Annotated in this window: 27 protein-coding genes; 20 read left to right on the forward strand and 7 right to left on the reverse strand. The window is 64.4% G+C overall.

What is annotated here, in order from left to right; translation table 11 throughout:
• Window positions 1-185: 185 nt before the first annotated feature.
• From AC4HIX_RS07075 to AC4HIX_RS07085, 3 genes are all read right to left on the reverse strand, one after another.
• Entirely contained in the window at window positions 186-1,799 is a 1,614-nt protein-coding gene (locus AC4HIX_RS07075; protein WP_490398445.1) for a D-alanyl-D-alanine carboxypeptidase family protein, read from the reverse strand.
• Window positions 1,800-2,060: 261 nt separating this feature from the next.
• Entirely contained in the window at window positions 2,061-2,387 is a 327-nt protein-coding gene (locus AC4HIX_RS07080; protein WP_475049984.1) for a hypothetical protein, read from the reverse strand.
• Between the two features lie 80 nt (window positions 2,388-2,467).
• Window positions 2,468-3,181 carry an HAD family hydrolase gene (locus tag AC4HIX_RS07085; RefSeq protein WP_490398446.1) on the reverse strand — a complete coding sequence of 238 codons (714 nt, stop codon included), beginning with the start codon at window positions 3,179-3,181 and terminating at the stop codon, window positions 2,468-2,470.
• Between the two features lie 106 nt (window positions 3,182-3,287).
• Between AC4HIX_RS07085 and clpS the strand changes: the two genes are divergently transcribed.
• The 5 genes from clpS to AC4HIX_RS07110 all read left to right on the forward strand — a co-directional run bounded on the left by clpS (window position 3,288) and on the right by AC4HIX_RS07110 (window position 7,419).
• Window positions 3,288-3,611 carry an ATP-dependent Clp protease adapter ClpS gene (clpS, locus tag AC4HIX_RS07090; RefSeq protein WP_261398630.1) on the forward strand — a complete coding sequence of 108 codons (324 nt, stop codon included), beginning with the start codon at window positions 3,288-3,290 and terminating at the stop codon, window positions 3,609-3,611.
• Between the two features lie 12 nt (window positions 3,612-3,623).
• Window positions 3,624-4,613 carry a class I SAM-dependent methyltransferase gene (locus AC4HIX_RS07095; protein ID WP_490398447.1) on the forward strand — a complete coding sequence of 330 codons (990 nt, stop codon included), beginning with the start codon at window positions 3,624-3,626 and terminating at the stop codon, window positions 4,611-4,613.
• A gap of 82 nt (window positions 4,614-4,695) precedes the next feature.
• Window positions 4,696-5,502 carry an SDR family NAD(P)-dependent oxidoreductase gene (locus AC4HIX_RS07100; protein ID WP_475049996.1) on the forward strand — a complete coding sequence of 269 codons (807 nt, stop codon included), beginning with the start codon at window positions 4,696-4,698 and terminating at the stop codon, window positions 5,500-5,502.
• Between the two features lie 30 nt (window positions 5,503-5,532).
• Entirely contained in the window at window positions 5,533-6,426 is an 894-nt protein-coding gene (gene hemF / locus AC4HIX_RS07105) for an oxygen-dependent coproporphyrinogen oxidase (protein WP_490398448.1), read from the forward strand.
• 177 nt (window positions 6,427-6,603) lie between these two features.
• Window positions 6,604-7,419, forward strand: coding sequence for a glycoside hydrolase family 25 protein (locus AC4HIX_RS07110; protein ID WP_490398449.1), 816 nt, complete (start codon window positions 6,604-6,606; stop codon window positions 7,417-7,419).
• Window positions 7,420-7,549: 130 nt separating this feature from the next.
• On the opposite strand, the gene hemC is transcribed toward AC4HIX_RS07110, so the two are convergent.
• Complete coding sequence (hemC, locus tag AC4HIX_RS07115) at window positions 7,550-8,509, reverse strand: hydroxymethylbilane synthase (protein WP_490398450.1); 960 nt, start codon at window positions 8,507-8,509, stop codon at window positions 7,550-7,552.
• Window positions 8,510-8,694: 185 nt separating this feature from the next.
• Between hemC and hemE the strand changes: the two genes are divergently transcribed.
• Together hemE and AC4HIX_RS07125 are read left to right on the forward strand one after the other, a co-directional pair.
• Window positions 8,695-9,729 (forward strand): uroporphyrinogen decarboxylase, encoded by a 1,035-nt coding sequence (hemE, locus tag AC4HIX_RS07120; RefSeq protein WP_490398472.1) that lies wholly within the window; start codon window positions 8,695-8,697, stop codon window positions 9,727-9,729.
• Between the two features lie 63 nt (window positions 9,730-9,792).
• The gene (locus AC4HIX_RS07125; protein WP_490398451.1) at window positions 9,793-9,960 is read left to right on the forward strand and encodes a hypothetical protein; all 168 of its coding nucleotides are present in this window, start codon (window positions 9,793-9,795) and stop codon (window positions 9,958-9,960) included.
• 2 nt (window positions 9,961-9,962) lie between these two features.
• On the opposite strand, the gene AC4HIX_RS07130 is transcribed toward AC4HIX_RS07125, so the two are convergent.
• Window positions 9,963-11,060 carry a CaiB/BaiF CoA transferase family protein gene (locus tag AC4HIX_RS07130; protein ID WP_490398452.1) on the reverse strand — a complete coding sequence of 366 codons (1,098 nt, stop codon included), beginning with the start codon at window positions 11,058-11,060 and terminating at the stop codon, window positions 9,963-9,965.
• A 46-nt stretch (window positions 11,061-11,106) separates the two neighbouring features.
• The gene (locus AC4HIX_RS07135; protein WP_490398453.1) at window positions 11,107-11,967 is read right to left on the reverse strand and encodes a helix-turn-helix domain-containing protein; all 861 of its coding nucleotides are present in this window, start codon (window positions 11,965-11,967) and stop codon (window positions 11,107-11,109) included.
• 105 nt (window positions 11,968-12,072) lie between these two features.
• Here AC4HIX_RS07135 and pobA point away from each other — a divergent pair, with 105 nt between their 5' ends.
• Both pobA and AC4HIX_RS07145 read left to right on the forward strand, forming a co-directional pair.
• A complete protein-coding gene (gene pobA / locus AC4HIX_RS07140; protein WP_490398454.1) occupies window positions 12,073-13,254 on the forward strand; it encodes a 4-hydroxybenzoate 3-monooxygenase in 1,182 nt (393 codons plus the stop codon).
• Between the two features lie 41 nt (window positions 13,255-13,295).
• Window positions 13,296-14,207 (forward strand): crotonase/enoyl-CoA hydratase family protein, encoded by a 912-nt coding sequence (locus AC4HIX_RS07145; RefSeq protein WP_490398455.1) that lies wholly within the window; start codon window positions 13,296-13,298, stop codon window positions 14,205-14,207.
• A 198-nt stretch (window positions 14,208-14,405) separates the two neighbouring features.
• Here the strand turns inward: AC4HIX_RS07145 and AC4HIX_RS07150 are convergent, their stop codons facing one another.
• Complete coding sequence (locus AC4HIX_RS07150) at window positions 14,406-15,080, reverse strand: NAD(P)-dependent oxidoreductase (RefSeq protein WP_490398456.1); 675 nt, start codon at window positions 15,078-15,080, stop codon at window positions 14,406-14,408.
• A gap of 210 nt (window positions 15,081-15,290) precedes the next feature.
• Between AC4HIX_RS07150 and AC4HIX_RS07155 the strand changes: the two genes are divergently transcribed.
• The 11 genes from AC4HIX_RS07155 to AC4HIX_RS07205 all read left to right on the forward strand — a co-directional run bounded on the left by AC4HIX_RS07155 (window position 15,291) and on the right by AC4HIX_RS07205 (window position 24,433).
• Window positions 15,291-15,809 (forward strand): SRPBCC family protein, encoded by a 519-nt coding sequence (locus AC4HIX_RS07155; protein WP_490398457.1) that lies wholly within the window; start codon window positions 15,291-15,293, stop codon window positions 15,807-15,809.
• A 121-nt stretch (window positions 15,810-15,930) separates the two neighbouring features.
• A complete protein-coding gene (locus AC4HIX_RS07160) occupies window positions 15,931-16,890 on the forward strand; it encodes an ABC transporter ATP-binding protein (protein WP_490398458.1) in 960 nt (319 codons plus the stop codon).
• Window positions 16,887-17,648: an ABC transporter permease gene (locus tag AC4HIX_RS07165; protein WP_490398459.1), complete on the forward strand. Its 762-nt coding sequence runs from the start codon at window positions 16,887-16,889 to the stop codon at window positions 17,646-17,648. The genes AC4HIX_RS07160 and AC4HIX_RS07165 overlap by 4 nt, the downstream gene beginning before the upstream one ends.
• A 331-nt stretch (window positions 17,649-17,979) precedes the next feature.
• Complete coding sequence (locus tag AC4HIX_RS07170) at window positions 17,980-18,777, forward strand: S49 family peptidase (protein WP_490398460.1); 798 nt, start codon at window positions 17,980-17,982, stop codon at window positions 18,775-18,777.
• A 1-nt stretch (window position 18,778) separates the two neighbouring features.
• Window positions 18,779-18,952 (forward strand): hypothetical protein, encoded by a 174-nt coding sequence (locus AC4HIX_RS07175; RefSeq protein WP_490398461.1) that lies wholly within the window; start codon window positions 18,779-18,781, stop codon window positions 18,950-18,952.
• Window positions 18,949-19,917 (forward strand): calcium/sodium antiporter, encoded by a 969-nt coding sequence (locus AC4HIX_RS07180; protein WP_490398462.1) that lies wholly within the window; start codon window positions 18,949-18,951, stop codon window positions 19,915-19,917. The genes AC4HIX_RS07175 and AC4HIX_RS07180 overlap by 4 nt, the downstream gene beginning before the upstream one ends.
• A 33-nt stretch (window positions 19,918-19,950) precedes the next feature.
• On the forward strand, window positions 19,951-20,727 hold the full coding sequence (locus AC4HIX_RS07185) for an SDR family oxidoreductase (protein WP_490398463.1): 777 nt from the start codon (window positions 19,951-19,953) through the stop codon (window positions 20,725-20,727).
• 299 nt (window positions 20,728-21,026) lie between these two features.
• Window positions 21,027-22,928 (forward strand): excinuclease ABC subunit UvrC, encoded by a 1,902-nt coding sequence (uvrC, locus tag AC4HIX_RS07190; protein WP_490398464.1) that lies wholly within the window; start codon window positions 21,027-21,029, stop codon window positions 22,926-22,928.
• Window positions 22,929-23,065: 137 nt separating this feature from the next.
• Complete coding sequence (gene pgsA, locus AC4HIX_RS07195; RefSeq protein WP_490398465.1) at window positions 23,066-23,737, forward strand: CDP-diacylglycerol--glycerol-3-phosphate 3-phosphatidyltransferase; 672 nt, start codon at window positions 23,066-23,068, stop codon at window positions 23,735-23,737.
• Window positions 23,737-23,982, forward strand: coding sequence for a molybdopterin converting factor subunit 1 (gene moaD / locus AC4HIX_RS07200; RefSeq protein WP_475050043.1), 246 nt, complete (start codon window positions 23,737-23,739; stop codon window positions 23,980-23,982). Before pgsA ends, moaD begins: the two co-directional genes overlap by 1 nt.
• Before the next feature lie 4 nt (window positions 23,983-23,986).
• The gene (locus AC4HIX_RS07205) at window positions 23,987-24,433 is read left to right on the forward strand and encodes a molybdenum cofactor biosynthesis protein MoaE (protein ID WP_490398466.1); all 447 of its coding nucleotides are present in this window, start codon (window positions 23,987-23,989) and stop codon (window positions 24,431-24,433) included.
• Window positions 24,434-24,617 lie beyond the last annotated feature (184 nt).

Genomic DNA, 24,617 nt, shown 5'->3' on the forward strand with positions numbered 1-24,617 from the left:
GCCTGGGCCCTTGGGGGGGGTGGGGGGGGGCACGGGGCTTTGTGGGGTGCCACGCCCAACGGGAGGAGGGGTTTTCGCCAGAAAAGCCTGACGACGGGCGGGAGCCGCCGGCTGATGCTGGATGCAGGACATGAAAAAAGGCGCCGCAAGGGCGCCTCTTTGCTGCTGGTCTCAGGCTGAGCCGGTTACGACGGGCCGATCGGGTTGCAGGTCACATTGCGGGCGTTCAGGCGGCGGCAGGCCAGTTCCGCCTGCTCCTGGCTCATGCCGAGGAAATTCGCCTCAAACCCGCGGCGGGTCTTGGCTACCTTGCGCAAGGACCCGTCCAGCGTTTCCAGCTCCGAAAGCGCGGTGCGCAGCAGCACCTTCTCAGCCTGGTAGCGGCTGGTGTACAGGCCAACATTGATACCCCAGTAACGCCCGCCGGAGGTGGACAGGCGGGTGACCACAACCGGTTCCGGCTCCGGAGAGGCCTCTGCCAGCGTCAGGCTCACCGGGCGGGCAACGGGCCGAAGGCCGGTAAAGGGCACCTGCTGCACAGCTGCGATGACCGTGGCGGCCGCAGGAGTGTCCAGGGGCGCTGGTTCTGCCTTCGCTTCGGCCAGCGCAACGGCAATGCTGTCGCGTAGGGCATCCCGCTGCAAGGCGCCTTCCGCGCTGACGGTCTGTACATTCTCGATCTGCTCCCCGGCGGTCTCCGTCTCCGCCGCCGCCAGGTCTTCCGCCGGCGGCGTCTGCAGCGCTTCTTCAAGGGCTGCCACCAGCACCGGCGACTGGCTGGCGCCCGGCCGCAGTTTCGGACGCAGGCTGGCCTCCACCTGGCCGCTCACCCGGATGGTCTTGCCGGCAACCCCGTGCGAGGGGCCGTCATTGGCATCGGCCACCACCACATTGCCAGCCCCCTGATAGGCGGGCCGCTGCGGTTTGCGCAGCGCCGCGCGCGAGGGGGCCCGGCGGAAGCCGAGGTCCAAGAGCTCCGCAACCTTGGCATTGCGCGAGGTGGTGGATTTGCCGCCAAACACGGTCGCGATAATCCGTTCGTTGCCGCGCTTGGCCGAGGCCACCAGGTTAAAGCCCGCCGCCCGGGTGTAACCGGTCTTGATCCCGTCCGCGCCGCGGTAGGCGGCCAGCAGGCGGCGGTTGGTATTGGGAACCTCGCGGATGCCCGCATGGGTCGAGCGGCGCGAGAACAGGTTGTAATACTCCGGGTAATCATACAGCAGATGCCGCCCCAGCGTGGTCATGTCGCTGGCGGTCGACAGATGCCCGCTGGCGGTCAGGCCATGCGCGTTCTTAAAGGTGGTGCGGGTCATCCCCAGCGCCTTGGCGGTGCGGTTCATCCGGCGGGTAAAGGCGGCCTCGGAGCCCGACAGCGTCTCGCCGATGGCGGTGGCCGCATCATTGGCGGATTTCACCGCCGCGGCGCGGATCAGGTAGCGGAAGGCAATCCGCTGGCCGGACCTCAGCCCGAGTTTCGAGGGCGGTTCTGCAGCGGCGTTGCGGGAAATCTTCACCTTGGTGTCCAGAGTGATTTCACCGTTCCGCACCGCCTCAAACGCGATGTAGAGCGTCATCATCTTGGTCAGCGAGGCCGGGTGCAGCCGGGTGTCGGCATTGCGCGAATGCAGCACCTCGCCGGTCCGGGCGTCAATCACCATTGCCGCATAGGGCGCGGCCTCTGCCCGCTGCGGCGCCAGTCCCAGCGCCAGAATTGCCAGAAGAAAACCCGCCGCTGCCCAAAGGATTCGGGTGCGGAAATACCGGCCAGGCGCCGGATTGACCTGCGTGATCACTGCCATGTTTGCCTCATGCCGCCGGTTTTCCGGCTGACGTTTCTGCCTGTAAGCAAAAGCGTAACACAGGGTTTATGAGGAATAAACAGCAGCGAAACGGGCAAGTCGGGAGCAGCTGTTAAGCACTGCCGGCATTTAGTGGGCTTCGTTTGCAGGGCCGCTAGATGCAGCATGTCCTAACAAAAGGTTACTAAAAAAACTTGCAATCACATAGTTAAAAACGCCCAGGAACAGGTCATAAGGCGGGCGGCAAGGGTTCCTGAGCCCCTATCCAGCGTGAAAATTGGTCACATAGAAGGGGGTGGAATAGCTGAGGCCAAGCGAGAACTCGCAGGGCTGGTGCAGCTGCTCCTTGATACGGGCCTCTAGATCCGCCAGCAGCGCTCTGGAAAACGACTCGCCCCGGTGCGGCTTGCTCAGCAGCGCGACGCTGATCGCGATATGGGTGTGGTGGTACTGATCTGCGGGATAGGCCCGGCCCTTGCAGGCACCGGCACCGCTGTCGTGCTCCAGAATAACGGCCTCGATCGCGGCGAGGATAGACGGCGCGTCGATCTCCAGATCGCTGGAGTATTTCAGCTCGGCGTGCGGCATGTCCCGGTGTCTCCCTTGCGGTTTGGCAAAGGGATAGCGGCCCTGGGCGGGGACGTCCAGCACCCGCAGGGGCAGGACGGTCAGCCGAGGCCCTCGACCAGATCCGCCAGCCCGCCGAGGTCCTCAATCTCAGTATAACGCGGGCTGTGGTCCGGGGCGTCGGCGTGCTCCACCTCCCAGACAAGCCCGTGCGGCACATAGGTGCCCCAGCCGCCGGCCTCGATCACCGGCACCACATCCGAGCGCATCGAGTTGCCGACCATCATCGCGCGCGCAGCACCGTCGCCGTGGCGGGCGAAGATGTCCAGATAGACCTCAGGCGTCTTTTCCGAGACCACCTCAACCCCGTCGAACAGCTCGCCCAGGCCGGATTGCGCCAGCTTGCGCTCCTGGTCCAGCAGGTCGCCCTTGGTGATCAGCACCACCTTGTAACGACCGGCCACCGCCTCCACCGCCTCGCGCGCATGGGGCAGCAGCTCGATCGGGTAGGACAGCATCATTTGGCCTGCGGTGATCAGCTCCTTGATCACGGCGCCCGGCACCCGCTCCTCGGTGACGTCAATTGCGGTTTCGATCATCGACAGGGTAAAGCCCTTCACCCCGTAGCCGTAGCGTCCCAGGTTGCGCTTCTCTGCGTCCAGCAGCCGGCGCTCCAGCTGCTCCGGGCCGGTGTCATCCGGTGTGTGATCCATCAGCAATTCGGCGAATCTTTCCTGCGTCACGCGGAAGAACCGTTCGTTGTGCCAAAGGGTATCGTCGGCATCAAAGCCGATTGTTGTCAAATTACGTGTCAATCTGCGCGTCTCAGTCTCTTTTCCTGAACAGCTAAGAGGCTATATAAGCGGCACAGGAAATTCCATGCATCACTGGATCAAATTGCTTATGCCGCTGCAGCCCATAATGATGACGGATCATTCAGACGACGATACCGAAGCTGGTGTCCTGACCAAGACGCGCCCCAAGACCAAGCGTCCGCCGCGCTACAAGGTCCTGCTGCTGAATGACGACTACACCCCGATGGAATTCGTGGTGATGGTGCTGGAGCGGTTCTTTGGCATGACCCACGCGCAGGCGTTTGAGATCATGCTGACGGTGCACAAGAAGGGCGTTGCCGTGGTTGGCGTGTTCAGCCATGAGGTGGCTGAGACCAAGGTGGGCCAGGTGATGGATTTCGCCCGCCGGCATCAGCACCCGCTGCAGTGCACCATGGAAAAAGAAGAATAAAGAGGCCCTTAGATGTCCGTTCGTTTGTCCCTGGCCGCCCAATCGGGCGGCTTTGCTGTGCCGTCCGAGGGCCGCATCGCCGTCTTCCACCCGCGCGCAGAGCATGACCTGTCGGCGCTGCCCAAGGCGCAGCTGCTGATCGTGCAGCCGTTCCGCCCCGACCACAACCATTTTGCCGGGCAGGGCTATACTTGCGTTGCGGTGCCGGAGGCAGGCGTCGAATACGCTGCCGCCGTCGTCTTCCTGCCGCGGGCCAAGGCGCTGGCCCGGATGCTAGTGGCACAGGCTGCGGCTGCCACCAGGGGCCAAGTACTGATCGACGGCGCCAAGACGGAAGGCATCGATTCGCTCCTGAAGGACCTGCGCAAGCGCTGCGAGCCCTCCGCGCCGGTCTCCAAGGCGCATGGCAAGGTGTTCTGGATCGACGGCGGCACCGATCTGTCCGAATGGCTGCCCGAAGGCCCGCATCAGGTTGAGGGCTTCATCACTGCACCGGGCGTGTTTTCCGCGGATGGGATCGACCCGGCCTCCCATTTGCTGGCGGCAGCGCTGCCGCAGAAACTGGGCCGCTGCGTGGCCGACCTGGGCGCGGGCTGGGGCTATCTCTCGGCGCAGGTGCTGAAGCATGAGGGCGTCGAAGAACTGCACCTGGTGGAGGCAGACCATGCCGCGCTGGCCTGCGCCCGCCTCAATGCCGCGGACCCGCGGACGCAGTTCCACTGGGCCGATGCCCGCAGCTGGAAAGCGCCGGGCCCGGTCAACACCGTGGTGATGAACCCGCCGTTCCACACCGGCCGCGCGGCAGAGCCGTCGCTGGGTCAGGCCTTCATCGGCGCGGCTGCCGCGATGCTGGCACCCAATGGCAGCCTGTGGATGGTGGCCAACCGGCACCTGCCGTATGAGACCGCGCTGGCAGAACGCTTTGCCCAGGTGCGCGAGGAGGGCGGCGACAACCGCTTCAAGATCCTGCACGCCGCCAGGCCGAAACGCGGCCGCAAGTAACCGCGCGCCGCGGTGAATGCCGGTTTCCAAACCGGCAGGCGCGGTCTAACGTGCGGCCCGAAATGCCTTAGGGAGTGCCCAAATGTCCTTTTCCATCTCCGGCAAGACCGCGATTGTGACTGGTGCCTCCAGCGGTATCGGCCTGGCCATCGGCAAGCAGTTCGCCGATGCCGGCGCCAATGTGATGTTCGCCGACACGCAAGAAGCGCAGCTGGTGGCGGAGCTGGGCGAGCAGGCGGACGAGAGCAACATTCGCTATTTCGCCGGCGACCTGCGCGAGCGGCTGACAATTGCCAACCTGCTGTCGGCCACCATCGACGCCTTTGACGGAGTGGATATCCTGGTGAACGGCGCCCGCCAGATGGTCGCCACCGACCCGCTGGACCCGGCGGACGAAACCCTGGACCAGCTGATGACCCAAAGCCTGCTGCCCACCATCCGCCTGTCGCAGCAGGTCGCCAAGCGGATGATTAAGCAGGGCGAGGAAAACGAGGATGATGACGGCCCGCTCGGCAGCATCATCAACCTCTCCTCCATCGCTGCGCGCCGCACGCACCCCGACCTGATGGCCTATTCGATCGCCTCCGCCGCGCTGGACCAGGCAACCCGCTCCTTGTCGGTGGCGCTGGCGCCGCACCGGATCCGGGTGAACTCGATCGCCTTTGGCTCGGTGATGAGCGCGTCGATGCAGACCACGCTCAAGGACAACCGCAGCTACCGCCAGGATATCGAGGCGCACACGCCGCTGGGCCGCATCGCCTCCCCCACCGAACTGACCGAGACGGCGCAGTACCTGGCATCCGACGCCTCCAGCTTCATGACCGGCCAGGTGCTGACGCTGGACGGCGGCCGCACGCTGCTGGATCCGGTGGCGGCACCGGTCCACTGACCTGTCGGCACACTAAGGGAAAGACTTCGCATGACAGCTGAGATGAAAGAAGAAAAAGCCCGGGCCGCTGCCTGGTTCCGGGAGTTGCGCGACCAGATCGTCGCTGCGTTTGAGGCGCTGGAGGACAGCCACAGCGAAGGCCCGTTCTCTGACATGGGACCGGGCCGGTTCGAGGTCACGGAAACCAAGCGCACCTCGGAGGACGGCTCCGACGCGGGCGGCGGCCTGATGAGCGTGATGCGCGGTGGCCGCGTGTTCGAGAAGGTCGGCGTCAACATCTCCGAGGTCTACGGCACCCTGGGCGAGCGTGCGCAAGCCGCGATGGCCGCGCGCAAGGGCATCCCGGGGATGAAGGACGACCCGCGTTTCTGGGCCTCCGGCATCTCGCTTGTTGCCCATATGCGCAACCCGCATGTGCCGGCCGTGCACATGAACACCCGCATGTTCTGGACCCCGCACGCCTGGTGGTTCGGCGGCGGCTCGGACCTCAATCCTTGCATCGAATACGACGAGGATACCGCGCATTTCCACGCGACGCAAAAGCAGCACCTGGACCCGCACGGGGCAGACCAGTACCCGCGCCTCAAGGCCTGGGCGGATGAATATTTCTACATTCCCCACCGCAAGCGCGCCCGCGGCGTCGGCGGCATCTTCATGGACGACCAGAACTCGGGCGATTGGGCGGCCGATTTTGCCCTGACACAGGATATCGGCCGCGCCTTCCTGCCGGCCTTCGCGCCGCTGGTGAAAAAGCGCCGGGTGCAGGGTTTCGACGAGGCCGACAAGGACGCCCAGCTGATCCACCGCGGCCTCTATGCCGAATACAACCTGGTCTATGACCGGGGCACCAAGTTCGGGCTGGAAACCGGCCATGACGCCAACGCGGTGCTGATGAGCCTGCCGCCGCTCGCCAAATGGGTCTGACCCCGCCCAGCCTTTGACACTGTCAGCGCGCCGCCCCCAAAGCGGCGCGTTTTTCTTTGGCGGATTTCTGCTGACAGCCTGTCCCGCCGCGCGACTTTGCGCCTGCCTGCGCTAGAGTGAGACCGAGCAGGCAATGATAACAGCAGTTTTTACAAGTCGAGGCAGGGAGCACATCACATGCGCAGACTGGTTCTTGGGGCATTGGCATTGGCATTGGCAGCAGGATGCGGCAGGCCGCCGGAGAGGGCGGTGAGCGCCCCTCAGGTCACCCGCACCGAGCCCGCAAATGCGCGGCTGGCGGGCCTGTCCACCTATCCCCGCTTCGGCGACCGCGACCCGCACGACTGGGAAGGCCGCAAGCCCTGGTCCTACCCGGTGCACGGCATCGACGTCTCCCGCTACCAGGGCGATATCGACTGGCACAAGGTGCGCCGCTCCGGCGTGTCCTTTGCCTATATCAAGGCAACCGAGGGCGGCGACCATACCGACGCCAAGTTCCGCGAAAACTGGCGCGGTGCGCGCGCAGCGGGCATGAAACGCGGCGCCTACCATTATTACTACTTCTGCCGCCCGGCGGCGGAGCAGGCGCGCTGGTTCATCCGCAACGTGCCCAAGGACGCAAACGCGCTGCCGCCGGTGCTGGACATGGAGTGGAACCACCGCTCCCGCACCTGCCGCACGCGGCCTGACGGCGCCACGGTGCGGGCCGAAGCACGCAAGTTCCTGAACATGCTGGAGCGCCACTACGGCAAGCGCCCGGTGGTCTACACCACGGTGGATTTCTACCGCGACACCGGCATCGGGCGGCTCAGCGGCACCGAGTTCTGGCTGCGTTCCGTCGCGGGCCATCCGCAGAAGGTCTACCCGGGCAAAAGCTGGAGCTTCTGGCAGTATTCCGGCACCGGCCAGGTTCCTGGCGTCGCGGGCGACGTGGATCTGAACACCTTCCGCGGCAGCCCGGAAAGCTGGCTCAGGTGGTCCGGGCAGATCTAGCGGAGTCTGAAAGGGGGCTTTGCCCCCTCGCGCCACCGGCGCTCACCCCCAGGATATTTTCAGCCAGATGAAGACCGGATCCTTCATTCATCTGGCCCCAAATATCCCGGAGCGCGAGGCAGAGCCTCGCTCAAGCCCTCCAATCAAAGAACCCCTTGCCGGCCTTCTCCAAGAGCTTCGCCGCCATTTCACGGCCCAGCTCCGCACCGTCTTCAATGGGGCAGGTCTGATCATCACTGATTGATTCCGAGCCATCCGGCCGCAGCACCTCGCCGCGCAGGCGCAGGGTAGTGCCGTCGAGCTCCGCCAGCCCGGCAATCGGCGTCTCGCAGGAGCCATCAAGCGCCGCCAGGAACGTCCGTTCCGCCGCCAGCCGCTGGCCGGTTTCACCGTCATGGATCGCCGCCAGCATCTCCGCTGCGCGGTTGTCATCAGCCCGCCGCTCGATGCCGATCGCGCCCTGAGCCACCGCCGGCAGCATGTCCTCTGTTTCGATCGGACTCGCAGGCACATCGTCCATTGCCAGACGGTTCAGCCCGGCCATCGCCAGGAAGGTGCAGTCCGCCACCCCCTCGGAGAGCTTGCGCAGCCGGGTCTGCACGTTGCCGCGGAACTCCACCACCTTCAGGTCGGGGCGGCGGTTCAACAGCTGCGCCCGGCGGCGCAGCGAGGAGGTGCCGACCACCGCGCCTTCAGCCAGGTCATGCAGCGACGCCAGCGACGGCGAGATGAAGGCATCCCGCACATCCTCGCGCGGCAGATAGGTGCCGAGCAGCAGCCCCTCCGGCTGGGCAACCGGCATGTCCTTCATCGAATGCACCGCGATGTCGATGGCACCCGACAGCAGGTCTTCCTCGATCTCCTTGGTGAACAGCCCCTTGCCGCCCAGCTCCTTCAGCGGCTTGTCCGCCGCGATCAGCGCCTGATTGTCGCCGGTGGTCTTGATCACCACGATCTCGAACGCCTCCAGCGGCAGATCGAAAGCGGCGGCGAGGCGCGCACGGGTCTCATACGCCTGGGCCAGCGCCAGCGGCGATCCGCGGGTGCCGATTTTCAGGGGCGAAGCGGGGGAGGGCAGGGTCAGTGTCATGCAAGAAGCCATAAATCAGTTTGCGTCCCGGTGGAAACCGGTTTTTGCGCATCTCCCACGGGGGCCGCGCGCGGACTTTGACATAGGACAAGGCGCGTTTGCCCGGGGCGCGGCAGATCGCCCCTGCTCTTGACATTCGCCCTCGCAGGCGTGACCTCAAGGGGCGAATGATAGCGAGGATGACCATGGCCGGACAAAAGAAGCTGCTGCGCGCATTGGCGGGTGAAAAACAGGATGTGCCGCCGATCTGGATGATGCGCCAGGCGGGCCGCTACCTGCCGGAGTACCGCGCCACCCGGGCCGAGGCCGGGGATTTCCTGTCGCTCTGCTACAATTCCGATCTGGCCGCCGAGGTGACCCTGCAGCCGATCCGCCGCTACGGGTTCGATGCGGCGATCCTGTTTGCCGACATCCTGCTGGTGCCGCAGGCGCTGGGGGCCGACCTGTGGTTCGTGACCGGCGAGGGCCCGCGGCTCTCCACCATCACCACCGAAGCGGATTTTGCCAAGCTGGGCCCGGTAAGCGACATTCACGAGACGCTGAACCCGATCTATGAAACCGTCCGCATCCTGTCGCGCGAACTGCCGCCTGAGATCACACTGATCGGCTTTGCCGGCGCGCCCTGGACCGTGGCGACCTACATGATTGCTGGCCGCGGCACCCCGGACCAGGGGCCTGCGCACGCCCTTCGCGAAGAAAACACCGCCCTGTTCGAGGCGCTGCTGGCGCGGATCACTGAGGCAACCATCGACTACCTCTCCAAGCAGATCGAGGCCGGCGCCGAAGTCGTCAAGATCTTCGACAGCTGGGCCGGTTCGCTGAAGGGCGAAGCGTTCCAGGAATACGCGCTGGAGCCATGCCGCCAGATCACCCAGGCGCTGAAGGAACGCCATCCGGGCATCCCCGTCATCGGCTTCCCGCGAGAGGCGGGCGAGAATTACGTGGGCTTTGCCAAGGCGACCGGCGTCGATTGCGTGGCGCTCGACAACTCGGTGGATCCGGAATGGGCCGCTGCCAATGTGCAGGTGGACGGCTGCGTTCAGGGCAACCTGGCCTCCCGCCACATGGTGACCGGCGGGCAGGAACTGGTCGATGAGACCCGCCGCATCGTCGAGGCCTTCAAGAATGGCCCGCATATCTTCAACCTGGGCCACGGCATCACTCCGGACGCAAACCCGGACAATGTGCAGCTGATGATTGATACGGTCCGCAACGGCTGATCTTGTGTTATCCATGAAGATGCGGCAATAGCCGCATCTTCGGATACATCCAGAGGTCTCACGATGGACTACAGCAGAATGGGCGGCGCCCGCATGGGCAGCAACAAACCCCGTCATTCGGAACACAATGCCAAGGGCACCAAGAAAAACCCGTTTGGCAAGCAGGCGGACAAGGCCGAGCTGCTCAAGCGGATGAAGGCCGCTGCCGAAAAGGCCAAGAAAGAGGGCTGACCCTACGTCTGGTTCAGTTCTGCCAGGATGTCCTCCGTGTGCTGGCCGCGCCGGGGGATCTCCGGCGGCGTCCATTCAGGCTGGGTGGAAAACCGCGGGGCAGGGGCGGCTTGCAGCACGCCCTGGCCTTCAACCCAGGTGCCGCGGACGTTCATCCCATGCGCCTTGGCTTCCTCCGGGTTCAGCACCGGGGCTACGCAGGCATCGCTCCCCTCGAACAATGACTCCCAGTGATCGCGCGGCTGGCTGGCGAAGATGCCGGCAAGGCGGCCGGTCAGGGCAGGCCAAAGGGTCTTGTCGAACTGCTGCTGGAATTCTGCATCTTCTGACAGCCCCAGTTTCTGCACAAACAGCGCATAGAACTTGGGTTCCAAGCATTGCACCGAAACATAGCCGCCGTCCGCGCAGGCGTATGTGCGGCTCCAATGCGGCCCGTCGAGCAGGTTTGCTCCCCGTGTAACGCTAAAGTTCCCGGCCTGGCGGATGCTCATCAAGAGGTTCATCATATGGGCTGAGCCGTCATAGATCGCGGCATCAACCACGCAGCCTTCGCCGCTGGACTGCGCCTTGAGGATGCCCGCCAGCATCCCCGCCACCAGATACATCGCGCCGCCGCCGATATCTCCGACCAGCGTGGCGGGCGTGAGCGGCACGTCGCCAGGGGCAGAGGCATACCACAGCGCGCCTGACAGCGAGATGTAATTGAGGTCATGCCCGGCCGCATGGGCCAGCGGGCTGTTCTGGCCCCAGCCGGTCATCCGGCCATAGACCAGGCCCGGGTTCACCGCGTGGCACTCTGCTGGCCCTAGCCCCAGCCGTTCCATCACGCCGGGGCGGAAGCCCTCGATCAGGCCATGTGCGTTTTTGGCAAGTTTCAGGAACGTCCCGGCATCGGCGGGGTCCTTCAGGTCCAGCGTGATCGACCGCTTGCCGCGGTCCAAAAGCGAGCTTTCCGGCATCCCCGGCGTACGGCCCGGTGTACGGGGGGTGTACGGGCGGTGCACGCAGATCACCTCCGCCCCGAGGTCGGCCAGTGTCATCGCGGCAAAGGGGCCAGGCCCCAGGCCTTCGACCTCCAGAATGCGGATCCCTTGCAGCATTTTGCGCTCCCTTTGCGATGGCCTGCAAGGACCAGTCTGCTCTGGCTCAGCCGCTTCCGGCAAGCTGCTGGCGGAATTTCCGTGGCGGCACTCCGGTGGCCTTGGCAAACATCCGGCTGAAGTGGGCCGGATCGTTGAAGCCCAGCTCATAGGCGATCTGCGCCGCGGTCAGGTTGGTATAGATCAGCAGCCGCCGCGCCTCCCGCAGCACCCGGGCGCTGACCAGCGCCGAGGCCGGCTGGCCGGTGGCTTGGTGGGTGATCCGGTTCAGATGGGTCGAGGATACCGCCAGCTCATCCGCATATTCCGCCAGCGGGCGGCGCAGGCGGAAGTCGCGCTCAACCAGCGCCTCGAAGCGGGCGAACAGCGTGCTGTGCTGCGCTTGCGCAGAAGCGTCATGGCTGGCGGCAATGGCACGCGCGGCCGCTGCGGTGAGCGAAAGCGCCAGCCCGCGCAGCATCTGCGCCCGGCCAAAGTCCCGGCGGCCATATTCGCTGAAAAGCTGCTCTGCCAGACCCTGAAGGCCGTCCGGCAGCGGCAGGACAGCAGGCAGATCCAGCAGCGCACGCACCCCTTCGCCGGGTGTCAGGTTCTGGTCCAGCAGATCGGAGGTCAGGGTAATCACCCAGCCGCCGGTACCGCTGCCGAACCGGAACCCATGCACCACGCCGCGGGGCACATTGATCAGGCAGGGCGGAGCCAGCCCATGTTTGTTTCCGTCAAGATCAGCCTCTCCTTCCCCGCTGATCAGCACCAGCAGCTGTTGCAGTCTCGCGTGCCGATGCGGCAGCAATTCCCAGTCATGAAGCTCCGATCTGGCGCGAATTGTCTCGATATGCAGCACATCTGCCAATTCAGCGGTTTCGCCAAACAGGTTGTAGCTATCGATGCGGGCTGAGGAATTCATGTGCGATATATACAAGAAATGGCGCGCTTGGTCCATTCGCAAACTTGCCGCGGCGGCGCATACTTCCCCTCGCACGAAAACACCAAACGATCATGGGGAACGCGCATGTCCACGCATCAGACGCAGGTTGTCATCATCGGCGGCGGCCCTTCGGGGCTGCTGCTGTCGCAGCTTTTGCACCGCAAGGGGATCAGCTCGATCGTGCTGGAGAAGCACACGCGGGCGCACGTGCTGGGCCGGATCCGGGCAGGCGTGCTGGAGCATGGTTTCGTCAATCTGATGCGCGAAGCGGGCTGCGGCGAACGCATGGACCGGGAGGGCGAGATCCACGAGGGCTTCCATATTGCCCATCAGGGGCAGTTGGACCGGATCGACCTGGCCAAACACACCGGCGGCGAGACGGTGATGGTGTACGGCCAGACCGAAGTGACACGTGACCTCTATGAAGCGCGCGATGCCATGGGCGGGGAGGTGATCCATGAAGCGCAGAATGTGCAGCCCCATGCGCTGACTGAGACCCGTCCTCACGTGACTTGGGAGCAGGGCGGAGAGGCGCAGCGGGCCGAGTGCGACTTCATCGTCGGCGCCGATGGCTTCCACGGGGTCAGCCGCAAGTCGATCCCCTCGGACGTGCTGAAGGAATATGAGAAGGTCTATCCCTTTGGCTGGCTTGGGGTTCTGTCGGAAACGCCTCCGGTGGCGGAGGAGCTGATCTATGCCCGCCATGAACGCGGCTTTGCCCTTTGCTCGCTGCGTAGCCGGGTGCTGAGCCGCTATTACATCCAGGTGCCGTTGACCGACCGGGTGGAGGATTGGAGCGACGAGGCTTTCTGGGAGGAGCTGAAGCGCCGCCTGCCGGAAGAGGTCGCGGCTGGCCTGCAGACCGGCCCGTCGATCGAGAAATCCATCGCGCCCCTGCGCAGCTTCGTGGCGGAGCCTATGCGTTACGGCAATCTGTTCCTGGCGGGGGACGCGGCCCATATCGTGCCGCCCACCGGCGCCAAGGGGCTGAACCTGGCGGCCTCGGATATCCATTATCTCTACCACGGGTTCCTGGATCACTATCTGAAAGGCGAAAGCGCGGGGCTTGATGCCTATTCGGAAAAAGCGCTGGCGCGGGTCTGGAAGGCGGAGCGGTTCAGCTGGTGGATGACCAATCTGCTGCACCGGGCTCCGGAGGGCAGCGAAACGGATCTGCGGCTGCAGCGGGCGGATTTGGACTATCTGTTCTCCTCGGATGCGGCGCAGGCGTCGCTGGCGGAGAATTACGTCGGGTTGCCATACTGACAGGCTGCCGCCTGGCTGGCTGACGCTGCGTCGGCCCGGCTATGCGGGGCGTGCGGCCTGTGGTCTCCTTTGCGCAGCAGAGGAGGAAACCCATGCAGACAGTCCTGTATGAGAAAGACGGCCGGATCGCGCGCATCACGCTGAACCGGCCCGGGGTGATGAATGCCATCAATGACGAGATGCCGCGGGAGCTGGCCGCGGCGGTGGCGCAGGCGGATGCGGACCCGCAGGTGCATGTGATGGTGCTGTCCGGCGCGGGCAGAGGGTTCTGCGCGGGCTATGACCTAACTTATTACGCCGAAGGGAACGGCAGCGGCGAGGTGACCCAGCCGATGCCCTGGGACCCCATCAAAGACTACCGATTCATGTGGGAGAACACCCAGGCGTTCATGTCCCTGTGGCGGGCGGCCAAGCCGGTGATCTGCAAGGTGCACGGCTTTGCGGTGGCGGGCGGGTCGGACATTGCCCTGTGTGCGGACCTGACGATCATGGCCGAGGATGCGGAGATCGGCTACATGCCCGCGCGCGTCTGGGGCTGTCCGACGACGGCGATGTGGGTCTACCGGCTGGGCGCGGAGCGTGCCAAGCGGATGCTGTTCACCGGCGACCGGATCAGCGGCAAAGAGGCGGCGGAAATGGGGCTGGTGCTGAAAGCGGTGCCTGCGGAACAGCTGGACGATGCGGTTGAGGAAATGGCGGCGCGGATGGCCACGGTGCCCGTGAATCAGCTGGCGATGCAGAAGCTGGTGATCAATCAGGCGATCGAGCAGACCGGGCTGATGCAGACCCAGCGGCTGGCAACGATCTTTGACGGCATCACCCGGCACTCGCCGGAGGGGCTGAATTTCAAGGCGCGGGCGGAAGAGGCAGGCTGGAAGCAGGCGGTGCAGGAGCGGGATCACGGCACGTACGACTGGACTGCCAACGAGGAACTCCCAAGACGCAATCGCTGACCGGAGCAGGGTGGTACTCCCGCGCCGCTGCCATGCATCGCGGATGCAAGGCAAAGCCTTGGGCCCGGCGCCGTGCTGATGCACGGCGCGGTGCCTCTCTGGAGCGGGCTTTCTCTCAGCCCCGGGAGGCGGATTTTTCCGGCGCGACCGCAGCGCGCGGAGCGCGCTGCCCGGCCCAACGCCGGCCAAGGCCTGGCGTCAGCCGGCCGCCAGGGCGGGGGCGGGAGTGCCCCAGGCGACTGTCAGTTTCTGGCGGCCGTCGCGCGGGTTTTCGGCCAGGTCCAGCAATGCCGCGCCGAAATCGGCAAAGGAGATCTGAGAGACGCCCGCATCGTCGGTCAGCAGCGTGTCGGTGCCAAAAATGTACTGGCCGGTTTGCGGCCCCTCTGTCAGCAGTGCAGGCGGGCGCAGACAGGTCCATTCCGTTCCGGTCTCTGCTTCCAGCAGCGCGTCCTGCTCCGCGCAGGCCTCCGCAATAAGGCGTGAGCTCTCCGGCAGGAAACCCGGCGCGCTCAGTACCGTGTGGCCGCTGCCATCCGCCAGCTTCAGCAGCGCGGCACCGCCAGTGACCAGGACGGGAATGCTCGCGGTCCGTGCCGCCTGCACCGCGGCGCGGGTCAGCGGTATCAGGTCGGACTCACGGCCGGCGGGCGGCCGCAGGGCGCTAATGACGAGATCGTGACCCTCTGCGGCGCCGGCCGCGGCTTTCGGGTTCGCCAGCAGATCCAGCGGCAGCGGAGTGACCAGAGGGCTGGTTGCCGTGAGGGCCGATGGGTTCCGGGACACGGCAGTGACTTGGTGGCCGCGGTGTGTTGCGGCTTTGACTGCTGCGCTGCCCACATCGCCGGTGGCGCCGAAAATGATGATCTTCATTGGAGTGCTCCTTTTTATCTTGATGTCGAGATAGATATTGTAAATCTTGATATCAAGATAAAATTGCTCGGGTTGACGTAACGGCAGCGCCGGCGGGAGCAGGGCTCCGGCGCTGCCGCGCCTGGCCTGCGGCCTTTGTGGCTTGGCAGGCGGAGGCTGGACGGCTAGGTCTGAAGGCAACAGCAACGCCGTATCAGGGAGGCCCAGCCTATGCAGATGAGTGACCAGAAGGAAATCGCCGCCGATCCGGCAACCGTCTATGCGGCACTGCTGACCCCTGAGGTGCTGCAGGCCTGCGTGCCTGGCGCACAGGACGTGAAAGGCACGCCGGAAGAGGGCTTCGAGGCCGCCGTCACTCAGAAGGTCGGCCCGGTCAAAGCCACCTTCAAGGGGCAGGTCACCCTTTCGGATATGGTGGAGAACGAGAAGCTCACCATTAGCGGCGAAGGCAAGGGCGGGGCGGCCGGCTTTGCCAAGGGCGGTGCCACAGTAACTTTGGCGCCTTCGGAGACCGGAACGCTGTTGTCGTATGACGTAGACGCCAAAGTCGGCGGCAAGCTGGCACAGCTCGGCAGCCGCATCATCGACGGTTTTGCCAAAAAGATGGCGGACCAGTTTTTTGCCAACCTGCAGGCCCACCTGGCGCCGGAAGAAACGGGCGAGGGCGGCGATGCACCGGACGAGGGCGAGAAGAAAGGCTGGCTCAGCAGGGTGACGGGCCGCGGCTGAAAACAGCCGCTCTCTGCGCAGGCGCACAGGCCAATCTGCGGCCCAATCTGCGCCACAGGGCTGGCAGATGCGGCACGCCGCCGCTAGGGTGGCCGGGATTTGAGACCATCCCGGAGGCACCATGCCGGCCATCCTGTCCATCCGCGATCTGCGCAAAGTTTACGACGGCGGTTTCGAGGCGCTGAAAGGCGTCTCGCTAGATATCGAGGAGGGCGAGATCCTGGCTCTTCTCGGCCCCAATGGCGCCGGGAAGACCACCTTGATTTCAACTGTTTGCGGCATCACCACCGCATCCTCAGGCCGCGTCAGCGTGGGCGGTTTCGACAATGTTTCCCAGTTCCGCGCAGCACGGGCGCTGATCGGGCTGGTGCCGCAGGAGATCACCCTGGAGCCGTTTACCAAGGTGCTGGACACGGTCACTTTCTCCCGCGGTCTGTTCGGCAAGGCGGCCAATCCGGACCTGGTCGAGGAAACCTTGCGAAAGCTGTCGCTGTGGGACAAGCGGGACAGCCGCATCATGGATCTTTCGGGCGGCATGAAGCGGCGGGTGCTGATCGCCAAGGCGCTGGCGCACGAGCCGCGCGTCCTGTTTCTGGACGAACCCACAGCGGGTGTCGACGTGGAGCTGCGCAAGGATATGTGGGAGATCGTCCGCGAGCTGAAGGCGGACGGGGTAACCATCATCCTTACAACGCACTACATCGAAGAGGCCGAGGCGATTGCCGACCGGATCGGCGTCATCACTGGCGGCGAGCTGCTGCTGGTCGAGGAGAAAGACCGGCTGATGGCCCGGATGGGGCAGAAGCAACTGGAAGTGCAGCTGACCGAGCCGGTCAGGGAGATCCCGGAGGTGCTGTCGCAGCACAATCTGCAGCTGGTCAATGGCGGCGGCGGGCTGCTTTACACCTATGACACGCGGGCGGAACGGACCGGGATCACAACGCTGCTGAACGATGTGGCCCAGGCCGGGCTGGTGCTGGCGGATGTGCAGACGCGTGAGTCCAGCCTGGAAGATATCTTTGTCGGCCTTGTCTCCGGCGGGCCGGCGGCAAAGGCCTCAGCATCGGGAGGCGCATCATGAACTGGACCGCGGTAGCCACCATCTACAAGGCCGAAATGGCGCGCTTTTGGCGCACTTTTATGCAAAGCTTCATCTCGCCGGTGCTGTCCACCTCGCTGTATTTCGTGGTGTTCGGCAGCGCCATCGGCAGCCGGATCCAGGAGGTCGACGGGGTCGAATACGGCGCTTTCATCGTGCCAGGGCTGGTGATGCTGTCGGTGATCACCCAGAGCATTTCCAACGCCTCCTTCGGGATCTATTTCCCGAAATTCATCGGCAACATCTATGAAATCCTGTCAGCGCCCATCAACTTCCTGGAAGTTGTCGCGGGCTTCGTCGGGGCGGCGGCCACCAAGTCGCTGTTCATCGGTGTGGTGATCCTGTGTACCGCTTCGCTGTTCGTGGATCTATCGGTGCAGCACCCCGTCGCGATGGTGGCCTTCCTGGTGCTGACCTGCCTCAGCTTCTCGCTGATGGGATTCATCATCGGCATCTGGGCGGGGAATTTCGAGCAGCTCCAGCTGGTGCCGCTCTTGGTGGTGACGCCGCTGGTGTTCCTGGGCGGCTCGTTCTACTCGATTTCGATGCTGCCGCCGGTGTGGCAGACCATCACCCTGTTCAACCCGGTGGTCTATCTGGTGTCGGGCTTCCGCTGGGCGTTCTTCGGCCAGGCCGATGTGCCGGTGCTGTTGAGCCTCTGTGCCATTGGCGGCTTTACCCTCGCCTGTATGGCGGTGATCTGGTGGATCTTCAAAACCGGCTGGCGCATCCGGGCCTGATCCGGCGCGCAGCGCAGCAGGGGAGGGCTCCCGCCCGCTCAGGACGCCCGGAGGGCGCCCCTCCCGGTTGGGCCCGGCACGCTGCGCGTGCTCGGTGTTGCGCTCCTGGCTGGTGTCATGCGCCGCGCCGCGCGCCAGCGCGGCGCCCGGCCCAACGGGAAGGCTGCAGCTGCAAGCTGCTGACCTGACGGGCGGGAGAGCTGCCGGCGGTGTTAACCCGATGTAAATCAGCGTTGCATTTATGCCCGCGGAAGTGCGGTTTTTGCGTTTCACCGTAAATCCCCGGGCAGCGCACCTTGTTTCACCCCGGGCGGCCCTCTACATCGGCGCCATGAGATTTCGCCTGCCTTTCCTGAAAAGACAGCCGCTGGTGGCGGTAGTGCGCCTGAATGGTGCCATCGGAATGCCCGGCCGCGGATCGCTCAGCGACGCCGCTCTGGCCCCGATCCTGGAGCGTGCCTTCCGCAAGGGCAAGCCCGCCGCCGTCGCGCTGGAGATCAATTCCCCCGGCGGCTCGCCGGTGCAAAGCTCGCTGATCGGTGCCCGCATCCGCCGCCTGGCGGAAGAGCTGGACATCCCGGTCTTTGCCTTTGTCGAGGATGTCGCGGCCTCCGGCGGCTACTGGCTGGCGGCTGCTGCGGATGAGATCTGGGCCGATGCCAGCTCGGTGCTCGGCTCGGTCGGAGTGATCTCTGCTGGTTTTGGCGCCCATGTGCTGCTGGCCCGCCAGGGCGTGGAGCGCCGCGTCTATACCGCTGGGGAAAGCAAATCCATGCTGGACCCGTTCCGGCCGGAAAACCCCGAAGACGTGCAGCGTCTCAAGGTGATCCTGAACGACATCCACGCCAATTTCATCGACCATGTCACCGAACGCCGCGGCACCAAGCTGAAAACGGATGAGAACCTGTTCACTGGCGAAATCTGGCTGGCGCGGCGGGCTGAGGAGCTGGGGCTGATCGACGGTATCGGACACCTGAAGCCGAAGATGCAGGAACGCTATGGTGAGAAGGTCCGCTTCCGCCGCTACGGGCTGAAGAAGCCGTTCTGGAGCCGCTTCGGGATGCAGGTTGCGCAGGACGCGCTGGCCGGGATCGAAGAACGTGCCGAATACGCGCGTTTCGGGCTCTAACGTGCTGTTCAAGATCGTAGCCCTCTTCCTGGCGGTGATGGCCGTGCTTGCGATGTTCGGCAAGCTGCGGTTTCCCGGCCAGAAGCAACTGAATTCCAGGCGCTGCCCGTCCTGCGGCCGTTTCAAGATCGGCAAGGGGCCGTGCGCCTGTAAAAAAGGAGATCGTGGCAAATGATGCCATGGCTGTATTCGGCGCTTGGTTTGGTGATCCTGCTGCTGGCGGGCGACGCACTGGTGCGCGGTGCGGTGAACCTCAGCCTGCGGCTGGGGGTGCCTGCGCTGATCGTCAGCCTGACCATTGTCGCCTTTGGCACTTCGGCGCCGGAACTCCTGATTGCGATCAATGCGGTCTACGAGGGGGCCGACGGTATTGCGATGGGCAATGTGGTCGGCTCCAACACTGCCAATATCCTGCTGGTGCTTGGCATCCCCGCACTTTTGCGGGCGCTGCACACCAGCGAATGCAGCACCCGCAGGAATTATGTCTTCATGCTGGGGGCCTCGGTCCTGTTCATCGGCCTCGCCTTCAGCGGCACCTTCACCTACTGGTCGGGCCTGATCCTGCTGACCGCGCTGGCCGGTGTGCTGGGCGTGGCGTTCCGCGACGCCCGCAACCATCGCCGCAACGGCAATGGTAATGGCAACAGCTGCGCTGGGGATCCGGACCTGGAGGAGATTGAAGAGGCTGACCCGGACATGCCCTATTGGCGCGTCGGCACCTATCTGCTGCTGGGCCTGGTCGGCCTGCCGCTGGGCGCTGATCTTCTGGTCGACAACGCCTCGATCATCGCCCGCCTGTACGGCATCAGCGAAACCGTGATCGGCCTGACTTTGGTGGCGATAGGCACCTCGCTGCCGGAACTGGCCACCACCGTGATGGCCGCGTTGCGCCGCCAGGCGGATGTGGCGCTGGGCAACGTGATCGGCTCCAACATGTTCAACCTTTTGGCCATCATCGGCATTGCGACCTTTGTCGGCCCGATCAGTGTCGATCCGGAGTTCCTGCAATTCGACCTCTGGGTGATGCTTTCGGCCTCGCTGCTGCTGATCCCCTTCGTCTTCTTCAAGCAGGACATCACCCGGATCTGGGGCGTCATTCTCAGCGCGCTTTATCTGGCTTATATGTCCGTCCTGTTCTAACTCTATGCCGGCAACGGCAGCAGGGAGGTGCAGATGCGGGCATTGGTGACCGGAGCGGGCAGGCGGCTGGGCCGGGCAATGGCCTTGGAGCTGGCGGCCCGCGGCCATGACGTTGCCGTTCACTACGCAACCTCCGCGCAGGACGCCGAAGATACTGCCGGTGAAATCCGCGCTATGGGCCGCCAGGCGGTGTTGCTGCAAGCGGACCTCCTGGATGATGGCCAGGCCCAGGCGCTGCTTCCGCGCGCGGCAGAGGCGCTGGGCGGGCCTGTCACATGTCTGGTCAACAATGCTTCGGTGTTCGAGCATGACACGCTGGCCAGCGCCACACGGGACAGCTGGGACCGCCACCTGAACAGTAACCTGCGGGCCCCTTTTGTGCTGCTTCAGGCGATGGCGGCGCAGGACGTGCCGCTGGAGCGGGACGCCCGCGGCGAGCCGCGCGCCTGGGGACTGGCGGTCAACATGATCGATCAGCGGGTGCGCAAGCTGACGCCGGACTTCATGAGCTACACCCTGGCGAAATCGGCGCTCTGGACTCTGACCCGCACCGCGGCACAGGCGCTGGCTCCGCAGATCCGCGTCAACGCTATCGGCCCGGGCCCGACCCTTCAGGGGCCGCGGCAGAGCGCCGGCCAGTTTGCCCGCCAGCGTCAGGCCACAATCCTGCAGCGCGGCGCTGATGCGGAAGATGTCACGGCGGCGCTGGCCTATTTGCTGCAGGCAAGGGCAGTGACCGGCCAGATGATCTGCGTGGATGGCGGCCAGCACCTGGCCTGGCAGACCCCGGACAGCGATGGGCTGGAGTGACGCATACCGGTCTAAAACTGTTGCTTCCCCTGCAAGTTTTGCACCGGCGCACATGCCGTCGCGGAAACGTTACAAAAGTGCCTTTATTTTCAGAACCTTGACAGGGGCGTTGAAAAATAACGCACCAAATCAGAGCCTTAACAATGTGCCTAATTATTAAGCATTCGTCTAAAACCAGTCTGAAATAAGGAAAAACGCGGGATAGCCCAAAGATATCTCCGTAGTTATCCACAGCTTCCGTGGATTTTCCCGCTCTTGATCCGGACAGGCAAACATTGCAGCCGGAGGCGGGGAATCATATGTCTGAGCGCATGAACGACCAGCCTGCCGAAACATCCCCGGATTCGACCGCCAGCAAGCCTAGAACCGGCTATGCCGTGATCCAGGATTACGTGAAGACTTTGGACGCATCTCCAGGGGTCTACCGGATGCTGGATGCCGACAGCCGGGTGCTTTATGTGGGCAAGGCGCGCAACCTCAAGGCGCGGGTTTCGAACTATACCCGTCCCGGCAACAGCCCGCGGATCGAGCGGATGATCGCGCTCACCGCCTCGATGATGTTCCTGACCACCCGGACCGAGACCGAGGCGCTGCTTCTGGAGCAGAACCTGATCAAGCAGCTGAAGCCCAAGTACAACGTGCTGCTGCGCGACGACAAAAGCTTCCCCAATATCCTGGTGGCCAAGGATCACGATTTTCCGCAGATTAAGAAGCACCGCGGCGCCCGCAAGCAGAAGGGCAGCTATTTCGGCCCCTTCGCCAGCGCCGGCGCAGTGAACCGTACGCTGAACCAGCTTCAAAAGGCGTTCCTGCTGCGCAACTGCTCGGATTCGATGTTCGAGACCCGCACGCGCCCGTGCCTGCAGTACCAGATCAAGCGCTGCTCGGCGCCCTGTACCGGGATGATCTCCGAAGCGGACTATGCCGCCAGCGTGCGTGATGCCGAACGCTTCCTGTCCGGCCGCTCGACAAAAGTTCAGGAAGAGCTGGCAGAACAGATGATGGCCGCCTCCGAGGCGATGGAGTTCGAGCGCGCCGCCGCGCTGCGCGACCGGATCAAGGCGCTGACCCAGGTGCAGACGTCCCAAGGGATCAACCCGCGCGGCGTCGCTGAGGCGGATGTGATCGGCCTGCATATGGAGGGCGGCCAGGCCTGCGTGCAGGTGTTCTTCATCCGCGCCAACCAGAACTGGGGCAACCAGGATTTCTATCCGCGGGTGGACGCCGACAACAGCCCGGCAGAAATCATGGAGGCGTTCCTCGGCCAGTTCTACGGCAACAAGGAGCCGCCACGGCAGCTGATCCTGTCCGACGGTATTGAAAACGCGGATCTGATGGAGCGGGCGCTGAGCGAGAAGGCAGACCGCAAGGTTGAGCTGCTGGTGCCCCAGCGCGGCGAAAAGACCGAACTGGTGGCTTTTGCCGTGCGCAACGCCCGCGAAAGCCTGGCCCGCCGCATGGCCGAAAGCGCAACCCAGGCCAAGCTCTTGCGCGGGCTGGCGGAGGCATTCGGGCTGGAAGGCCCGCCGCAGCGGATCGAGGTCTACGACAACTCCCATATCCAGGGCACCAATGCGGTGGGCGGCATGATTGTGATGGGGCCGGAGGGCTTCATGAAAAACGCCTACCGCAAGTTCAACATCAAGGGCGACGACCTGGTGCCGGGCGATGACTTTGGGATGATGAAAGAGGTTCTGAATCGCCGCTTCTCGCGTCTCTTGAAAGAGGACCCGGACCGGGACAAGGGCCTGTGGCCGGATCTCTTGCTGATCGACGGCGGTGCCGGTCAGGTTTCGGCCGTGGCAGAGATCATGGCGGAGCACGGCGTGCAGGACATCCCGATGGTGGGGGTGGCCAAGGGCGTCGACCGCGACCACGGCAAGGAGGAGTTCTACCGCCCCGGCGCGCCTGTGTTTGCCCTGCAGCGCAATGATCCGGTGCTCTATTTCATCCAGCGGATGCGCGACGAGGCGCACCGTTTTGCCATCGGCACACACCGCGCCAAACGCGCCAAGGCCGTAAGCGCCACGCCGCTTGATGAGGTGCCCGGCGTCGGCGCCTCGCGCAAACGTGCGCTGCTGGCCCATTTCGGCAGCGCCAAGGCAGTAAGCCGCGCCAACCTGGCGGATCTCAAGGCGGTGGACGGCATCTCCGAGGCGCTGGCAGAACGTATCTACGATCATTTCCACGGCAGCAGTTGAGATAACCCCTTGAAAACCGGCGCACTCCCTTGCTCATCTGGCCCAAAATATCCCCGCCGGAGGCCTCCGCCCCCGCGGGGCGGATTTTTGTCTGCCATCCGCTTCCCACGCGCCAGCCAGCCGGATAATGTGCCCGCATGAAATGGACCCTGCCGAATATCCTCACCCTGCTGCGGCTCGTCGCTGCGCCCGGCCTTGCGGTGATGTTCCTCTACTTCTCGCGGCCCTACGCGGACTGGTTCGCGCTGCTGTTGTTCATCACCGCTGCGGTGACGGACTGGTTTGACGGCTACCTGGCCCGGGCCTGGAAGCAGGAGACCAAAATGGGCGCGATGCTGGACCCGATCGCCGACAAGGCGATGGTGGTGATCGCGCTGATGATCCTGGTGGGCTACTCGGCTGAGCACTGGACCCCCTGGCTGGTGCTGCCCGCTACCGTGATCCTGTTCCGCGAGGTGTTCGTCTCAGGCCTGCGCGAATATCTTGGTGACACGGCTGGCACGCTCAAGGTCACCAAACTGGCCAAGTGGAAAACCACCGCACAGATGCTCGCCATCGCCACGCTGTTTTCACAAGGAATCTTTGAGCATTACCTGGTGATGTCCTCTTTTGGCATGGATGATCAGATCTACACCCAGATCATCGCCGGCGAGCTGGAGGACCTGTTCGGGCTGCGCTGGAAGGAGGCCGGGGTGTTCTGGACCGGCCGCATCGGCTTGTGGCTGCTGTGGATCGCGGCGGGTCTGACCGCACTGACTGGACTGGATTACCTGCGCAAGGCGATGCCGCATCTGAAGGAGGCACATTGATGGACATTCTCTATTTCGCTTGGGTGCGCGAACGCATCGGCCTGCCGCGCGAACAGGTGGAAACCTCCGCCGCCACGGTGTCGGATCTGGTCGAAGAACTGCGCGCGCGGGAAGAGCGTTATGCTGCCGCCTTTGCGGACCTGTCCGCCTTGCGGGTGGCGCTGGACCAGGAGCTGTCGGAGTTCGACGCTCCGCTTGCCGGGGTGCGAGAGGTGGCGTTCTTCCCGCCGATGACAGGGGGCTGAGGCGATGCGGATTGCCGTTCAGGAAGCACCGTTTGAGCTGGGCGCCGAAAGCGATGCCTTCGCCGCTGGCGTTGCGGGCGCGGGCGCGGTGGTGACCTTCACCGGCGTGGTCCGCGATGCCGATCAGGGCGGGCTGGCCGCGATGGAGATCGAGCATTATCCCGGCATGACCGAAAAGGCGCTGACTTCCATCGCTGAGAAGGCTGTGAAACGCTGGTCGCTGGCCGATGCGCTGGTCATCCACCGGCATGGCCGCCTGACCCCGGGTGAGCGCATCATGATGGTGGCTACCGCGGCACGCCATCGCAAGGACGCGTTTGAGGCGGCGGAGTACCTGATGGACTACCTGAAATCCCGCGCACCGTTCTGGAAGAAGGAAATTCTTGCCAGCGGCGGCTCGGACTGGGTGGCCGCCAAGGAAGCCGACGAAGACGCTTTGAAGCGCTGGTAGTCTCCGAAACAGGGGGGCTCCCGCCAGGTGTTCAATCATCAAAGATGATTTCCGCCTGTTGGGCCTGGCGCCGCGCTGGCGCGCGGCGGTTTCAGTTTGCTGAGAAGGCCTGAAGGGGCAGGTCTGCCCCTTCAGGCCATGTTCGATTGTGTTTGAAGACTGGCGCGTCAACAACAAGCCGCTG

The sequence above is a fragment of the Leisingera sp. genome (genome assembly GCF_982940295.1).

Coding starts and splice junctions, on each gene's coding strand:
- AC4HIX_RS07075 (WP_490398445.1), bottom strand. CDS start 1,799: ATGGCAGTGATCACGCAGGTCAATCCGGCGCCTGGCCGGTATTTCCGC.
- AC4HIX_RS07080 (WP_475049984.1), bottom strand. CDS start 2,387: ATGCCGCACGCCGAGCTGAAATACTCCAGCGATCTGGAGATCGACGCG.
- clpS (WP_261398630.1), top strand. CDS start 3,288: ATGATGACGGATCATTCAGACGACGATACCGAAGCTGGTGTCCTGACC.
- AC4HIX_RS07095 (WP_490398447.1), top strand. CDS start 3,624: ATGTCCGTTCGTTTGTCCCTGGCCGCCCAATCGGGCGGCTTTGCTGTG.
- AC4HIX_RS07100 (WP_475049996.1), top strand. CDS start 4,696: ATGTCCTTTTCCATCTCCGGCAAGACCGCGATTGTGACTGGTGCCTCC.
- hemF (WP_490398448.1), top strand. CDS start 5,533: ATGACAGCTGAGATGAAAGAAGAAAAAGCCCGGGCCGCTGCCTGGTTC.
- AC4HIX_RS07110 (WP_490398449.1), top strand. CDS start 6,604: ATGCGCAGACTGGTTCTTGGGGCATTGGCATTGGCATTGGCAGCAGGA.
- hemC (WP_490398450.1), bottom strand. CDS start 8,509: ATGACACTGACCCTGCCCTCCCCCGCTTCGCCCCTGAAAATCGGCACC.
- hemE (WP_490398472.1), top strand. CDS start 8,695: ATGGCCGGACAAAAGAAGCTGCTGCGCGCATTGGCGGGTGAAAAACAG.
- AC4HIX_RS07125 (WP_490398451.1), top strand. CDS start 9,793: ATGGACTACAGCAGAATGGGCGGCGCCCGCATGGGCAGCAACAAACCC.
- AC4HIX_RS07130 (WP_490398452.1), bottom strand. CDS start 11,060: ATGCTGCAAGGGATCCGCATTCTGGAGGTCGAAGGCCTGGGGCCTGGC.
- AC4HIX_RS07135 (WP_490398453.1), bottom strand. CDS start 11,967: ATGAATTCCTCAGCCCGCATCGATAGCTACAACCTGTTTGGCGAAACC.
- pobA (WP_490398454.1), top strand. CDS start 12,073: ATGTCCACGCATCAGACGCAGGTTGTCATCATCGGCGGCGGCCCTTCG.
- AC4HIX_RS07145 (WP_490398455.1), top strand. CDS start 13,296: ATGCGGGGCGTGCGGCCTGTGGTCTCCTTTGCGCAGCAGAGGAGGAAA.
- AC4HIX_RS07150 (WP_490398456.1), bottom strand. CDS start 15,080: ATGAAGATCATCATTTTCGGCGCCACCGGCGATGTGGGCAGCGCAGCA.
- AC4HIX_RS07155 (WP_490398457.1), top strand. CDS start 15,291: ATGCAGATGAGTGACCAGAAGGAAATCGCCGCCGATCCGGCAACCGTC.
- AC4HIX_RS07160 (WP_490398458.1), top strand. CDS start 15,931: ATGCCGGCCATCCTGTCCATCCGCGATCTGCGCAAAGTTTACGACGGC.
- AC4HIX_RS07165 (WP_490398459.1), top strand. CDS start 16,887: ATGAACTGGACCGCGGTAGCCACCATCTACAAGGCCGAAATGGCGCGC.
- AC4HIX_RS07170 (WP_490398460.1), top strand. CDS start 17,980: ATGAGATTTCGCCTGCCTTTCCTGAAAAGACAGCCGCTGGTGGCGGTA.
- AC4HIX_RS07180 (WP_490398462.1), top strand. CDS start 18,949: ATGATGCCATGGCTGTATTCGGCGCTTGGTTTGGTGATCCTGCTGCTG.
- AC4HIX_RS07185 (WP_490398463.1), top strand. CDS start 19,951: ATGCGGGCATTGGTGACCGGAGCGGGCAGGCGGCTGGGCCGGGCAATG.
- uvrC (WP_490398464.1), top strand. CDS start 21,027: ATGTCTGAGCGCATGAACGACCAGCCTGCCGAAACATCCCCGGATTCG.
- pgsA (WP_490398465.1), top strand. CDS start 23,066: ATGAAATGGACCCTGCCGAATATCCTCACCCTGCTGCGGCTCGTCGCT.
- moaD (WP_475050043.1), top strand. CDS start 23,737: ATGGACATTCTCTATTTCGCTTGGGTGCGCGAACGCATCGGCCTGCCG.
- AC4HIX_RS07205 (WP_490398466.1), top strand. CDS start 23,987: ATGCGGATTGCCGTTCAGGAAGCACCGTTTGAGCTGGGCGCCGAAAGC.